This window comes from Microbacterium hydrocarbonoxydans, assembly GCF_000956475.1.
Lineage (GTDB): Bacteria > Actinomycetota > Actinomycetes > Actinomycetales > Microbacteriaceae > Microbacterium > Microbacterium hydrocarbonoxydans_A.
On record NZ_JYJB01000009.1, the window covers coordinates 1 to 14,010 of the forward strand.

At 70.0% G+C, this 14,010-nt stretch carries 11 protein-coding genes and 1 pseudogene; all 12 read left to right on the forward strand.

The window, feature by feature from the left end:
• Positions 1 to 1,012, forward strand: a pseudogene (locus RS84_RS09270) (hypothetical protein); the annotation flags it as partial.
• Positions 1,009 to 1,818 (forward strand): PP2C family protein-serine/threonine phosphatase, encoded by an 810-nt coding sequence (locus RS84_RS09275; protein WP_045257536.1) that lies wholly within the window; start codon positions 1,009 to 1,011, stop codon positions 1,816 to 1,818. The pseudogene RS84_RS09270 and the gene RS84_RS09275, both read left to right, overlap by 4 nt.
• Positions 1,818 to 3,437, forward strand: a complete 1,620-nt coding sequence (locus RS84_RS09280) for an FHA domain-containing protein (RefSeq protein WP_045257537.1) — start codon at positions 1,818 to 1,820, stop codon at positions 3,435 to 3,437. Before RS84_RS09275 ends, RS84_RS09280 begins: the two co-directional genes overlap by 1 nt.
• Positions 3,434 to 5,056 carry a serine/threonine-protein kinase gene (locus tag RS84_RS09285; RefSeq protein ID WP_045257538.1) on the forward strand — a complete coding sequence of 541 codons (1,623 nt, stop codon included), beginning with the start codon at positions 3,434 to 3,436 and terminating at the stop codon, positions 5,054 to 5,056. Before RS84_RS09280 ends, RS84_RS09285 begins: the two co-directional genes overlap by 4 nt.
• Positions 5,056 to 5,772, forward strand: coding sequence for a hypothetical protein (locus RS84_RS09290; protein WP_414738813.1), 717 nt, complete (start codon positions 5,056 to 5,058; stop codon positions 5,770 to 5,772). Before RS84_RS09285 ends, RS84_RS09290 begins: the two co-directional genes overlap by 1 nt.
• A gap of 89 nt (positions 5,773 to 5,861) precedes the next feature.
• Complete coding sequence (locus RS84_RS09295) at positions 5,862 to 7,214, forward strand: EsaB/YukD family protein (RefSeq protein WP_045257539.1); 1,353 nt, start codon at positions 5,862 to 5,864, stop codon at positions 7,212 to 7,214.
• A 3-nt stretch (positions 7,215 to 7,217) separates the two neighbouring features.
• Positions 7,218 to 8,534: a type VII secretion protein EccB gene (locus RS84_RS09300; protein WP_045257540.1), complete on the forward strand. Its 1,317-nt coding sequence runs from the start codon at positions 7,218 to 7,220 to the stop codon at positions 8,532 to 8,534.
• Positions 8,534 to 9,823: a S8 family serine peptidase gene (locus RS84_RS09305; protein ID WP_152641793.1), complete on the forward strand. Its 1,290-nt coding sequence runs from the start codon at positions 8,534 to 8,536 to the stop codon at positions 9,821 to 9,823. Before RS84_RS09300 ends, RS84_RS09305 begins: the two co-directional genes overlap by 1 nt.
• Before the next feature lie 83 nt (positions 9,824 to 9,906).
• On the forward strand, positions 9,907 to 10,653 hold the full coding sequence (locus tag RS84_RS09310) for a hypothetical protein (protein ID WP_152641794.1): 747 nt from the start codon (positions 9,907 to 9,909) through the stop codon (positions 10,651 to 10,653).
• 16 nt (positions 10,654 to 10,669) lie between these two features.
• Entirely contained in the window at positions 10,670 to 12,370 is a 1,701-nt protein-coding gene (locus RS84_RS19695) for a type VII secretion target (protein ID WP_045257542.1), read from the forward strand.
• Between the two features lie 32 nt (positions 12,371 to 12,402).
• The gene (locus tag RS84_RS09320) at positions 12,403 to 13,248 is read left to right on the forward strand and encodes a hypothetical protein (RefSeq protein WP_045257543.1); all 846 of its coding nucleotides are present in this window, start codon (positions 12,403 to 12,405) and stop codon (positions 13,246 to 13,248) included.
• Positions 13,245 to 13,994 (forward strand): hypothetical protein, encoded by a 750-nt coding sequence (locus RS84_RS09325; protein ID WP_152641795.1) that lies wholly within the window; start codon positions 13,245 to 13,247, stop codon positions 13,992 to 13,994. The genes RS84_RS09320 and RS84_RS09325 overlap by 4 nt, the downstream gene beginning before the upstream one ends.
• Positions 13,995 to 14,010: the final 16 nt, after the last annotated feature.

The following is a 14,010-nucleotide window of genomic DNA, read 5'->3' on the forward strand; positions in this document are numbered from 1 at the left end:
CGCCACCCCCGCGGTTCCGCCCGCAGCACCCGCCCATGGCGTGCCCCCGGTGCCGATCATGCCTCCGGGCCCCGTGCCCCCGCCTGCTCTCGGACAGCCGCCCGCACCCGCTGCTCACACGTATCAGCCGCCCGCATTCCCGGCGCCGCCCGTTCCCGGTTCACCCGCTCCGGCTCCGGCGCCCGGTGCGTACGAGGCACCCGGCGCGTACGTGCCGCCTGCTGCGCCGCAGGCCACCCCTTCCCCGGCTTTCACGCAGACCGACTCCGCGGCTGCGGCGTTCACGCCTCCGACTCCTCCGGCTGCTGCCGGCGACCCGTCTCTGATCGCGTACGTCCCCGGCGTGACGCAGCCGGGCCCGGTCGTGCGCCAGGATCCCGAGGACGAGGATCTCGACCCAGAGCTGTACGAGACCGTCATCCAGGGGCGCACGCCCGCGCAGCCCGAGCCGACCCCTGCGCCCGCGCTATGGACGGAGGCGGGCGCCCCTGCCGCACCGCAGCCAGTGCTGCCGGCATCCGCTCCCGCAGCTCCCGCCGTGCCGGCTCCGGCTCCGGCGGCGGTGCCATCCGCCGCACCCGTGGCGCCGACGGCCCCCACGCCTGCGATCTCCGAGCCGCCTGCGTCGGCATCCGCACCCGTCGATCCTCACGAGGCCGAGATCGAGGCGACGCGCATCAGCATCCCCGGCCACGGCCTCGTGTTCACCTGGGATGACGGTGTCCGCATGACCGTGAGCCGCCGCACGATCTTCGGACGCAACCCCGCTCCTGAACCGGGCGCGGCGCTCGTGACCGTGCGCGACGAGACGCTGTCGCTGTCGAAGACGCACTTCGAGGCCGCCGCCGAGGTCTCCGGGGGATGGGTGCTGGATCGCCATTCGACCAACGGCATGACGATCGTGCGCGACGGCCAGCGCATCGCCTGCCCTCCGGGTCAGCGCGTTCCCGTGAGACTGGGCGACGCGATCGAGATCGGCGACCGCATCGTCGTCATCGGCGGCTACGCATGACGCCCGCGATGGTCGTCGCGACCGGGTCGGCGACGCACACGGGTCTCCGCCGCGCGCTGAACGAGGACTCCTATCTCGCCGATGCTCCCGTATTCGTGGTCGCCGACGGCATGGGCGGGCACGAGGCGGGCGAGCGCGCGAGCGCCACGGTGATCGAGGAGTTCTCGAAGTATCTCGGCCGTTCGTCGCTCGAGCTCGCCGAGGTCCGCGGCGCGCTGGAGCGCGCCCGCAACGGAGTCGAGCATCTGTCGACCACAGGCAACGGGCGTGCCGGCACCACGCTCAGCGGCGTCGTCGTGGCATCCGTCGACGGCATCGGGTACTGGCTGGCGATCAACATCGGCGACTCCCGCACCTACCGTCTCGCCGACGGCGAGCTCGAGCAGATCACCGTCGACCACTCTGTCGTGCAGGAGCTCATCGAGGCGGGCGAGCTGACCGCCGAGACCGCGGCGACCGACCGCCGGCGCAACATCATCACCAGGGCCATCGGTGCGAGCAGCACGGGGGATGCCGACTACTGGATGTTCCCGGCCGAGCTGGGTGATCGCATGATGATCTGCTCGGACGGGCTCACCTCGGAGCTCGGAGACGAGCGCATCCGCGAGATCCTGAGCGCGGTGAAGGACCCGCAGGAGGCCGCCGATGCGCTCGTGGCCGCGGCGCTGCTCGCGGGCGGGCGCGATAACATCACGGTCGTGATCGCGGATGCGGTGCATGTGGCCTCGAGACAGGGCGCCCCGCGCGCGACCGACGACATGGACGTGGACACTCGTCCGCGTGAAGCAGCAGGAGGGGTTCGCTGATGCAGACGATCTACCGACCGGGGCAGTGGTACCTGATCGTGATTCCGGGCGCGCTGGTCGCCCTGCCGCCGGACGTGCCCAGCGACATCATCTCGCGGCTCTGGGACCGTCTTCCCGCCGAGAAGACGCTCGCGAGCGTGGTCGACGTCCTGACGACCGCGGCAGGCGGCTCGTTCGTGGCGCTGCCGCCGTTCGTCGCGGCCGTCGCCGAGGGCGCGGACGTGCGCATCGCGCTGCGCGGCGGTGCCGTCGCTCGCGTCAGCTGCGGGACGGGTGCCGCATACGAGCTCTCCGGCGCCGAGGTGACCACGTGGAGCGAGCGCTTCGTCGCGGGCGCCACGCGCATCGAGATCACGGTGGAGGAGACAGATGCCGCCTCCGCGCTGCCCGTGAAGAGTGGCATCGTCTGCGCCGCGGCGGTGAGCGCTGAGCTCGAGACGAGCGACGCCGAGCCGATCGTCGCGGTGCTCGGCCCAGCCCCGCGTATCGACGAGATCGAGGCGGGTGCTTCGGCCGCGTCTCTGGGCGGTGGCCCGGCGCCCGCGCTCGCGCTGTTCGGGGTGCCGTCGGCGCCGCACGTCGACGATGTGCCCGATGCCCCTCCCGCCGTCGACGCCTCGCCGGTCGTCGACGCCTCGCCGGTCGTCGAGCAGGCGGAGGTAGATGGAGCACCCGTCTCGGATCAGGACGAGGAGCCCGCGGTCGTCGAGCAGCCGGAGGAAGACGAGACGCCGGCATCCGACCTCGAAGACGAGCCTCCGGTCGTCGAGCAGCCGGAGGAAGACGAGACGCCGGCATCCGACCTCGAAGACGAGCCCCCGGTAGCCGAGCAGCCGGAGGAGGACGAGACGCCGGTCTCGGACCAGAACGAGGAGCCCCCGGTCGTTGAGCGAGCGGAGCGAGACGAAACGCCCGAACCCGTCCTCGAGGCGATCACCGCCGAGGAGGCGGAGGAGGACCCTTCGCTCGACGACAACGGCCTCGACGAGCACACCTGGGAGCCGCCGGAGCAGACGTTCGCTCCGGCAGACGACTCCGCCGCGAGCGACATCGACGAGTTCGAGCAGCTGTTCGGCGAGACCCTGCACTCAGGCACCGGCCAGCCCATCGGTCAGCCCGCTGCTGCGCCCGCGATCCCGCCGCTGCCGGGCGCAGACCTCGGCGATCACGACGGCGCGACCATCTCGGCATCCGAGCTGGCAGCGCTGCGTCAGCAGCGCGCGAGCTCCGACGAGACCGCCACACAGGTGCTCCCGGTGCTCCCCGCAGTGCCCGGTGCCTCCGGCCGAATCCGGATCTCCACGGGGCAGGTCGTCGAGCTCGATCGCACTGTGATCATCGGCCGCCGACCGCGCGCGACCCGCGCGAGCGGCGACAGCATGCCGCACCTCGTCGCGGTCGACAGCCCGCAGCAGGACATCTCCCGCAGCCATCTCGAAGTGCGTCCGGAGGCCGGTTCCGTGGTCGTGATCGACCTCCACACCACCAACGGCTCCACTCTGCTGCGGCCCGGAGCCGACCCCGTTCGTCTGCACCCCGGAGAGCAGACGCTCGTCCTGTCCGGTGATGTCGTCGATCTGGGAGACGGAGTGACGGTCGCCTTCGAGGGCGTTTCGTGAGCCGACGTCCGTCGCCGCCGCCGCAGCTGCCCGGATTCACCTACCTCGAGCCGCTCGGGACGGGTGGCTTCGCCGACGTCTTCCTCTACGAGCAGCAGATGCCGCGCCGCCGTGTGGCGGTGAAGGTGCTCCTCGCCGATCGCCCCTCGGCGCAGGCCGCGAAGGAGTTCGCCGACGAGGCGAACGTGATGGCGATGCTGTCGGCACATCCGGCGATCGTGACGATCTACCAGTCCGGCGTCGCCGGTGACGGGCGCCCGTACCTCGTCATGGAGTACTGCCCGCGGCCCAACCTCCAGGTCCGAGCCCGCAAGGAGACCTTCCTCGTCGCGGAGGCGCTGCGCGTCGGCATCCAGGTCGCCGGTGCGGTGGAGACCGCTCATCGAGCGGGGGTCCTGCACCGCGACATCAAGCCCGCGAACATCCTCGTGACCGAGTACAACCGCCCCGCGCTCACCGACTTCGGCATCGCATCGACCACCGATGCCACGGGAGAGTCCGCGGGGATGTCGATCCCGTGGTCGCCCCCCGAATCGTTCGCCGAACCGCCGCAGAGCGGCCCGCGCACCGATGTGTGGGCGCTCGGCGCGACCCTCTACACGCTTCTTGCGGGGCGCTCTCCGTTCGAGCGGCCGGGCGAGCGCAACTCCAGCGCCGACCTCATCGAGCGCATCGAGAGGGCGGCGCTTCCGCCGCTGGGCCGCCCCGATTCGCCCGAGAGCCTGCAGCGCGTGCTCGAGCGCGCGATGGCGAAGAACCCGGATGACAGGTTCCCCAGCGCGGTCGCGTTCGCGCGCGCCCTGCAGAAGGTGCAGATCGAGCTGTCGCACTCGGTGACGCCCATCGACATCGTCGACGAGCATCCGGCGCCCGACGAGCTCGAAGACGACGGGGACGGCCTCACCAGGGTCCGCGACGTCCGCTCGATCAATCCTGACAGTCCCACGGCGACGCGTCCCTCCGCGACCACGCTGCGCAAGCAGCCGGGCGGCGAGGCCGTCGAGGTCCCGCGATTCGACCGCCCGCCCGCAGCCGACTCCCTCGCAGCGACCCAGCACCGTGCTCCGGCCGTTCCGCAGCCCGACGACGACGCGACAGCGCTGCGTGCGCCTGCCGTGGTCGTGCCCGAGATGCTGACGCCGCAGGCTCCCCCATGGACTCCTGCAGCCGAGCCCGTCGCGCACGAAGCCCCGCGGCAGACCAGGAGCGGCATGCCCTGGTGGGGATGGCTCATCGCCGTTCTCGGTCTCGTGCTGCTCATCGGCGGCGTCGTGTTCGCAAGCAGCCTGACCGGCGCTCTCGTGCCCGCGCCCACGCCGACCACGGAGGAGCCGGAGCCGGTGGACCCTCTTGCAGGCGTTGTACCTGGTCCGGAAGATGTCACCGGCGTCACCCAGGGCGGGATCGTCTCGTTCACGTGGACGAACCCCGACCCCGAAGAGGGCGACACGTACATCTGGTACGAAGTCACGCTCGACGGACCCGGCGAACCGCATATCGTGGAACAGGCGAACGCCACCCTGGAGGGGGAGCGGACGGGACGCACCTGCATCGAGGTGCTGATCAAGAGAGCTGACGGGCGTTCGACGCCCGAGGGGGTCAGGGGGTGCGTGGGCTGATGGACATCACAGTCGAATTCGCGGGAGAGTACTACTCACCGCAGCCGGACGAGCCGTTCTACGTCGGACGACAGGGAGACCTGGAGCTGGACGAGGACAACCTGTTCCTGCACCGCCACTTCCTCGAGATCTCGCACACCGACGGCCTGTGGTGGCTGTCGAACGTCGGAGCGAGGCTGACGGCCACCGTGACCGACTCCTCCGGGGGCGTCAACGCCTGGCTCGCACCGGGAGCGCGCCTGCCGATCGTGTTCGAGCAGACCACGGTGGTCTTCACCGCGGGCCCCGTGACCTACGAGTTCACGATCCACTCCAAGGCGCCCACGCTGCGCATCGACTCGAGCGGGGGTGCGGACAGCGGGCAGTCGACGATCGGCCACGTGCCGCTCACCGTGCGGCAGAAGCTTCTGATCCTCGCGCTCGCCGAACCCGCCCTCAAGCGCGAGGGCACCGGCGCCAGCGAGATCCCCAGTTCTGCACAGGCCGCGCAGCGGCTGGGATGGACGAGCACGCGGTTCAACCGCAAGCTCGACAACGTGTGCGAGAAGTTCGACCGCATCGGCGTGCAGGGTATGCGCGGCGGCCAGGGGAGGCTCGCGATGAACCGCAAGGCCAGACTGGTCGAATACGCCGTCTCCAGCCGGCTGGTGACCAAGGACGACCTGGCGCTGCTGGACGCGCCAGTGGCCGACGCCGAGGACGACGAGGACTCGTAGCAGCCGGCGCCATCGCACGGGAGGCCGGGAAGCCGGCCGTGCGCGCGATAGTGTGAAACGCGCGTGTTCAATCAGAAGCAGGGGGATCGATGTCGCCTCAGACGACAGCTGCCGCATCGTCGCAGCTCATGCGCCTGTCGGTGCAGTGGGAATCCGAGCGCATCGATGTCGGCGTCCCCGGCGGCGTCCCGATCGCCGAGGTGCTTCCGTCGCTGACACGCCGTCTGCGGATGCTCGACAGCCATTCGGCGTCTTCGGGCTTCCGGCTGGTCCAGGCCGATGGACAGGTGCTGGACGGCGACCGGACCCTCGCGGCCCAGGGTGTGCAGGACGGCGACTTCCTCGTGCTGGAGCAGGGGGCGTCGGCCGCCCGCACGAAGCGCTATGACGACCTCGTCGAGGCCGTCGCCGACGCGGTCGAGCACAACGCGCCCGCCTGGTCGGTGCAGAACTCCGTCACGACCGCCACGGTGGTCGCATCCGTGCTGCTGCTGCTCGGACTCGTTCCCGCAGTGTGGGCATGGGCCGACACCGGCACGATCGTGACTGCCGCCGGCGCTGGAGCCGCCGCGCTGGTGCTCCTGATCTGCGCGCTCGTGATGGCGCGCACCGGTGCGCCGAAACAGGCGACGATGTCGCTGGCGCTCGTGTCGTCGGTGTACGCCGGGGCGTCCGCGTACACGCTGCTTCCGCGGGGCGACGCGTGGGGCCTGCCGCTGGTCCTCGGCGGCGTCGCGATGCTCGTGTCCGGAGTCGTCGCGCTCCTCGCGCTGAGGGATCTCCGGGAGTACGGGCTCATCCCCGTCGCGGTCGGCGGCGTTCTTCTCGCCATCGGCGCCGTCATCACCTGGCTCGATGCGCCGGTCGCGGGAACCCTCGCGGCCGCGATGGCGCTCGCGGGCATCGCCGGACTCGGCGCTCCCTGGGTCGCCCTGGCGTCCGTGCCGCTGCGCGTGGTGTCGGCGCGCGACGAGTCGGAGGTCTACGACGCTCCCACGCACATCTCGCCGGCCGAGGTCGCCAAGCTCTACAGCCGTGCTCACCGCTACCAGGTCTCGCTGCGGATCTCGCTCTGCGTGATCGTGCTGGTCGCGACGGCGCCGGTCGTGGCATCCGGCTTCTGGGGGCTGCTGCTGTGCGCGGTGACGTATATCGGGATGTTCCTAGGAACGCGGCAGGTCTATTCGCGCTTCGACATCGTGGCGGTCGCCTCCGGCGTCCTCTCCGGCGTCGCGCTGAGCGTCGTCACGGCGATCATCGCGCACCCCGCCTGGATGGGCGGTCTGGTGGCCGGACTCGCCGTGGTCGCGGTCTGCATCATCGTCGTGGTGCTGCTGAATCCGAAGACGCGGCTCGCGCTCACCCGGTTCGCCGACTTCGCCGAGTGGGCGACGATCGCGCTGCTGCTGCCCTTGGCCATCATCGCCGGGGGCTGGTTCTGAGACATGGCATCCAAATCCGAGCTGCTGCAGGCGCAGGCCTTCAACCGTCGGCGTCTGCAGCGGGCATTCGTCAGCGGCGCCCCCGGCGGCCGTGAGCTTCCACCGGGCAAGCCGTTGCGCGGGGTCGTGGTGAGCGTCGCGCTCGGCATCCTGACGATCATCGTGTCGCTCCTGATCGGCACGTTCACGGGCAGCCTGCCCAAGGACTGGCGCGAGGGCGCGATCATCGTCGTGCAGGGCGAGGGGTCGCGCTATGTGGCCCTCGACGGCACGCTCTATCCCGTCAAGAATCTCGCCAGTGCACGGCTGCTCACAGGCGGGGTGAAGATCACCTCGGTGCCTGCGAGCAAACTCGACGGCATCACGCGCGACCCGTCGCCGGTCGGCATCGACGGGGCCCCCGACTACCTTCCGGCACCTGACCGACAGTACGACGACGCCTGGCTCAGCTGCGTCGCCGCCGATCGTCCGCTGGAGATCTCGACGCGGCTCCTCGGCGATCGTGTCGGCCCGCTCGACCAGGGCGCGCTCGTGAAGGACGATCGCGACCGTTACTGGTTCGTCGAGGGCTCCCGCCGGTACGCAGTGCCCGAAGACAACGTGGCGGTCGTCGCGAGCGTGTTCCTCGGCATCGATGACGTGTCGTCCGTGCCGACGGTGCCGGCGCTCTGGCTCAACCTCGTCTCGCCCGGATCGCCGCTCGCGGTCGACCTGGGCAGCGAGCTGGGCGAGGATGCCGGGGCAGCCGGCCTCGTCGTCGGTCAGGCCGTGCAGACGCAGGCCGACGGGAAGGTCGTCGCGGAGTACATCGCGGATGCCGACGGGCGCCTCGTTCCCGCCACGGCCTTCGCGCGGCAGCTCCTCACCGCATACGTCGGAGTGGACCCGGTCATCATGACCGTCGCCGAGGCGACAGACCTCGCCGACGTGAACTCGGACGCGATTCCCGAGGACTGGCCCGAAGATGCGCCGTCGCCGTCGGGAGACGGCTCCACAGCATGCCTGCAGATGACGCCTGGCTCGGACGGCCCCGTGGTGTCGGTGGCCACGAGCCCGGAGGACCTGGAGCCTGGGACGCGGGTGATGCCCGGAGCGGGTTCTGCGATCACGTCGAAGTCCAAGGGCGAGGGAGCCACCTACGGCTTCGTCTCGGAGGCCGGGGTGTACTTCCCGGTCGAGACGGCGGCGGATCTGGCGCTGCTCGGCTACTCGACCAAGGAGTCCGTGACCGTGCCCTCCGCGTGGACGCAGCTGCTCGAGCAGGGGCCGGCGCTCAGCCGGGCCATCGCGCAGAGGACGGCGTCGGGGCAGGACGGCTGATGCGCACGCGCAGTCTGCGCAATGCGGCGGCGATGGTCGGACTCGTCGCGATGCTGGGAGCCGCGGGGACGGGCATCTCCGGTATGGCGATCGCTGATGAGACCCCGACCGGACCAGCCGTCGACGCGGGGCAGCAGTGCACGCCCGGTTCGCAGGTCCTGGTCTCGGGCGCGAGCTACCTCGTCGAGCGGCTCGGACTCGAGGAAGCCTGGACGCTCAGCCGGGGTCGTGGCGTGACCGTCGCGGTCGTCGATTCCGGCGTCGAAGCAGCCAACGTCCATTTCGCGGATGCGCTCGTGCCGGGGGTCAGCACGTTCGGCGACGGCACGGCTCCGGCGGCCGATGACCTCTTCGGCCACGGAACGGCGGTGGCCGGCCTGATCGCTGCTCGCCCGGCAGAAGGCTCTGGCGTCGTGGGCATCGCACCCGAGGCGAAGATCATGCCGGTGCGCGCCTTCGAATCGGCGCCTGAGGACGGGCAGTCGTCGCGCGACCTGGTGGCGCCGAGCGCGGCATCCGTCACGTCCGGCATCCGCTGGGCGGCCGATCATGGCGCGCAGATCATCAACGTCTCGCTGTCCGACGACCAGTCGGCAGACCTCTACGCCGACGCGGTGGCGTATGCGCACGCACGCGGCTCGCTCGTGATCGCGAGCGCAGGAAACCGCAACACAGCGAACGCCGACAGTCCGGATCCGGCGCACTTCTATCCGGGTGAGCTGCCGGGCGCCCTCGCCGTCTCCGCCGTGCTGAAGGACGGCACATGGAATGCGGACTCCTCATACGCCGGCGCGCACGTCGACATCGCGGCGCCCGGTCAGTCGATGCCCTCGGCTTACATCTCGGGCGGCGACTGCGTGTTCAACGGCGACTCGGCATCGTCGAGCTACGCGACCGCGGTGGTGTCCGGGGCGGCGGCCCTCGTCGCGGCACGCTATCCGACGGAGTCGCCCGACCAGTGGGCGTTCCGCCTGACGCAATCGGCCATGCGGGTGTCTCCGGCGGAGCGCAGCGACACCGTCGGCTGGGGCGAGGTGCGCCCCGCCGAGGCGCTCTCGCTGGTCGACGATGGCGCGCTCCCCGGCCCGCAGTCCCCGGCCTTCCCCTCGGCGACGCCGACGCCGGAGCCGACCCGCACGATCTCGGTCGACGCGGACGCGGACCCGCTGGACCCTGCTCGGGCGATCGTCGGGTGGGGCTTCGGCACGGCCGCCACGATCTCGGTCATCACGCTGCTGCTCGCCCGCGGGCGAGCACGGCGCAGCTCCGCGGGCCCGAGCACCCGGTAGGGGAGCCTATGGGGACTTCTCCCCCTATGGGCATCACGCACCGCTTCGTAGGATTGCCTCAACGGTCTACGGAAGAGGAGCCCATGGTCAGCATGGATATGGCGGATGCCAACCGCCTGATGGCGGAGCTGCGGCAGACGGCAGGCGAGCTGCAGCGCGAGCTGCGGGCCCTCGCCACGGCGTCGGAGCAGCTGACTCCGATCACGGTGAAGGACGATCGCGGGGCGGTCACGCTCTCGCTCGACGCGAAGGGATCGGTGCAGTCGCTGCTCCTCGACGAGGACTGGCGCGACACGATCGGCGAGGGATCGCTCGGTCTCGCGATCAGCTCCTGCTACCAGGACGCGATCAGCCAGCGCTCGGCGCAGTGGATGAAGGCGTACTCCGAGAACGCCGACCAGAAGGGCGAGGCGACTCCGCTCCCCGCCCCTCAGCCTGTTCAGCTCGGCGACCCGAGCTCTTCCTGGGGCATCGAGGGCCGCGAGAAGCTGCGCGAGCTGTATGCGGCAGCGGATGCCGAGCAGCAGGACTTCCTCGCGCACCGCGCGCAGCGGGCGCGCCAGCAGCGCGACGGCGTGAACTCGACCAAGACGGTGACGGTCACGCGCGAGGGCGACACCATCACCGCGGTGAAGGTCGACGAGCGGTGGGTGCGGAACACGAACGACGAGGTGATCGAAAGGGAGATCGTCCGCGCGATGAACAACGTGATGGCGATGTCCGCCCGCGAGCGGGAGAACAAGTACGAGGGTTTCCCCGCGATCGAGGAACTGGCCAAGATCGCGCACAACCCCCACGAACTGATGCGCCGCATGGGCGCCATCCGCTGAGGCAGGGAGAACAGCAATGGGAATCGGAGATGCATTCGGCGATTTCGTCGACGCGGTGAACCCTGTCGACGAGATCGTCGACTTCGGAAAGAACGTCGCAGAGGGAGACGTCCTCGGAGCGTTCGGCAACGTACTCGACGCGGCCACTCCGCTCGACGAGGCGGTGAGCGCGGCGACCCACCTGCTCCCGTCAGGCGGAGGAGGGGTGAGCAACCCCGGGCTGCAGAGTCCGACGGCGACGCCGATGCCGAACACGCAGGGCCACTCCGTCCTGCCGGAGCCGACACCGCAGCCGCCGGCCTCGTCGTTCACCTCCGGAAGCGAAACCGGCTTCGAGGTAGACACCAACACGCTGTACCAGGACGCGGGCAAGTTCGAAGCGGCCTCGGAAACGTACAGTTCCATCCAGTCCGCCGCCGAGGCGCTGACGATCGACTCGGCAGCGTTCTCGTTCATCGGAGGACAGGCGTCGGCTGCGTACAACAACTTCCAGGCGACCATGGTCGCGATCCTCGACACCGCGCCGGAGGCGCTCACAGGGTTCGCCGATTCGCTTCGCAAGACCGCCGAGGACTACGACAAGCGGGAAGATGAAGAAGCCTGCAACTATCCGGGTAACACCGGCGACGCCGGCGGTGACACCGGCGGCACGGGGGGTGGCACGGGCGGTGGCACGGGTGGCGGTACCGGCGGCGGTTCTGGCGGCGGCGTCGGCGGCGGCACGGGTGGTGGCGGCCCCGCGCAGATCGATGACCCCCGCGTCGACGGCTCGCTCGAGGGCGAGACGGGCGACGACGAGGCACAGGCCGAAGCCGATGCCAAGGCTGATCAGCTCGATGCTCGCGCCGATGCGCTCGACAGGCAGGCCGATCAGGCCGACCAGCACGCAGACAAGGCGCAGGAGCAGGTCGACGAGCTCGACAAGCAGATCGATGCTCTCGAGGAGCAGGCTGCAGAGCTCGACAGCAGCGCTACCGAGACCGAGTACCGGGCGACCGAGCTCGATCTGAAGGCAGAGCAGCAGGAAGCGGCCGGCGACCAGGCGGGCGCGCTGCAGACCCGTACCGAGTCGGCAGCGCTGCGGGCGGACGCCGCAGCGCAGCGCGCGGAGGCCGCCGACATCCGTGAGCAGATCGAGAAGCTCGAGGACAGTCGCGACGATGCTGTCGAAGAGGTGACGGATGCTCGCGAGGATGCCGCTGAGCTGCGCGACAAGGCCGCCGAGCTCCGCGACCAGGCCGCCCAACTGCACCACGAGGCCACAGGTCTCGACCACGGCCCGCAGACCGACGTCTCAGGTGAGGTGAGTGTCGAAGGCGACGTCGAAGGCGGCACCGACGTGAACGCGGGGACGGAGGGCACCGACGGGACTGATGGAACCGACGGAACCGATGGAACCGACGGAACCGATGGAACCGACGGAACCGATGGAACCGACGGGACCGATGGCACGGACGGGACTGACGGCACCGACGGGACTGATGGAACCGACGGGACCGATGGGACTGACGGCACCGACGGCACCTCGAACGACGACGATGCGCCGGCATCCGAGACCGGCACGGGCGATGCCGATGACGATGATGCGCAGCCGACACCGACCACGGATGGCGAGGCGGATCAGCGCTTCACCATCGGCACCCTCCCCGACGACATCATCGACACTGCGATGCCTGCCCCGCCGCTTCCGGCATGGCAGACCCGGCTGAGCAGCTGATCCCGAATCACGACTGAAGGAAAGACGTCATCATGGTTAGTACTCGCAGAGGTCCGCACGGCGGCGGTTCGGGTTCGCACGGCAGCAGCGGTTCGCATGGCACAGGCAGTTCCCACGGCCGGAGCGGTTCTGGTTCGCACGGCGGCGGCGACAACGCGGGCGATGTCGCACGCTCCACGTCGAAGTTCGATGAGATCCTCGACCGGACGAACTCGGTCATCGACATCATCAACGGCGTCCTCGAGCTCGCCAGCCACATCCCGCTCATCGGCGAGCTGATCGACAGGATCAACGACCTCATCGGCAGGATGTTCGAGAAGGTCAACGAGGCGATCCAGCAGACCACGCAGATCTTCGCCTTCGTCGGCAATCCGGCCCTTCTGCGTCAGACCGGCACCACCTGGGTCCAGACGGTCGGCACACCGGCAACCGTGGCGACGTCGACCGTCGTCCTGACCGCGCTGCCCAGCACGGGTCACTGGACGGGTGCGGCGCACGACGCCTACGCGGCGCGCGTGGAGCTGCAGAACCCGGCATCCGAGAGCATCTACGCGAAGTGCGAGATGATCGACCAGGAGCTGAACACCTTCGCCGACGCGATCGTCGACTTCTGGGTGAACTTCTCGATCTCCGTCCTCATGACCGCGATCGGGGTCGGCCTCGGCATCGCCGAGATCGTGTCGGTCTGGGGCGCGCCGGGCGGCGTCGTCACGATCATCGCCGAGATCGTCTCGATGATCGCCGATGTCGTTAGTCTCGTGGACATCATCAACACCGCGAACCAGGCCGCTGCGGACTTCATGACCAACGTGACCAGCGAGCTCGCTGCGGCCAGCGCGTTCCCGGGCGGGGCATGGCCGCGCCACACGGCAGCATGACGACGGCGGACCTCGAAGCGGTTGCCGACGTGACGGGCGGTGCGCTCGTGCTCCAGTGGGGCGATCGGCGCGAGCGCATCGCGGCCGGGACGACGTTCGTGATCGGACGCGGTGCCGACCTCTCCATCGGGGACAACCAGTACGTGCACCGGCGCTTCCTGGAGATCGCGCAGCAGGAGGGCGTCTGGCGGCTGTCGAACGTCGGCTCGAGGCTGACCGCATCCGTCGCCTCGGCCGACGGGATGGCCCAATCGTGGCTGGCGCCTGGCGCATCGATGCCTCTGGTGTTCGACTCGACCGTGGTGATGTTCACCGCCGGTGAGACGACCTACGAGCTCACGCTCGTGGCGGAGAACCCGTTCTACCAGGTGTCCGCACCGTGGACGGAGGCGGACGATGGCGTCGCGGGCCTGCTCTCGCCGATGCAGAAGATCGTGCTGACGGCCCTCGCAGAGCCCATGCTGCGGCTGAATACGCCGGGTTCCGTGCGCTTGCCCGCGATGGACGAGGTGGCTCACCGTCTGGGCTGGTCGCAGGAGAAGCTCGAGCGCCGAGTCGGCAGCCTCGTCGACAAGTTCGCGAGGCACGGCGTCCGGGGCCTGGAGCGCACCTCGGCAGGAGAGCTGCCGGATTCCGCACGCTCGCGCCTCGTCGAGCACGCGGTCGGGGCCCGAATCGTCACGGTCGACGACCTCGATCTGCTCGAGGCCTTCGCACGGGACGCCTTCGTCGGCGCGGCTTCCTGATCTCGCACGAGTCGAC

Bases quoted from the DNA above. Each gene is read 5' to 3' on its own strand.
- RS84_RS09275 (WP_045257536.1), top strand. From the start codon at position 1,009: ATGACGCCCGCGATGGTCGTCGCGACCGGGTCGGCGACGCACACGGGT.
- RS84_RS09280 (WP_045257537.1), top strand. From the start codon at position 1,818: ATGCAGACGATCTACCGACCGGGGCAGTGGTACCTGATCGTGATTCCG.
- RS84_RS09290 (WP_414738813.1), top strand. From the start codon at position 5,056: ATGGACATCACAGTCGAATTCGCGGGAGAGTACTACTCACCGCAGCCG.
- RS84_RS09295 (WP_045257539.1), top strand. From the start codon at position 5,862: ATGTCGCCTCAGACGACAGCTGCCGCATCGTCGCAGCTCATGCGCCTG.
- RS84_RS09300 (WP_045257540.1), top strand. From the start codon at position 7,218: ATGGCATCCAAATCCGAGCTGCTGCAGGCGCAGGCCTTCAACCGTCGG.
- RS84_RS09305 (WP_152641793.1), top strand. From the start codon at position 8,534: ATGCGCACGCGCAGTCTGCGCAATGCGGCGGCGATGGTCGGACTCGTC.
- RS84_RS09310 (WP_152641794.1), top strand. From the start codon at position 9,907: ATGGTCAGCATGGATATGGCGGATGCCAACCGCCTGATGGCGGAGCTG.
- RS84_RS19695 (WP_045257542.1), top strand. From the start codon at position 10,670: ATGGGAATCGGAGATGCATTCGGCGATTTCGTCGACGCGGTGAACCCT.
- RS84_RS09320 (WP_045257543.1), top strand. From the start codon at position 12,403: ATGGTTAGTACTCGCAGAGGTCCGCACGGCGGCGGTTCGGGTTCGCAC.
- RS84_RS09325 (WP_152641795.1), top strand. From the start codon at position 13,245: ATGACGACGGCGGACCTCGAAGCGGTTGCCGACGTGACGGGCGGTGCG.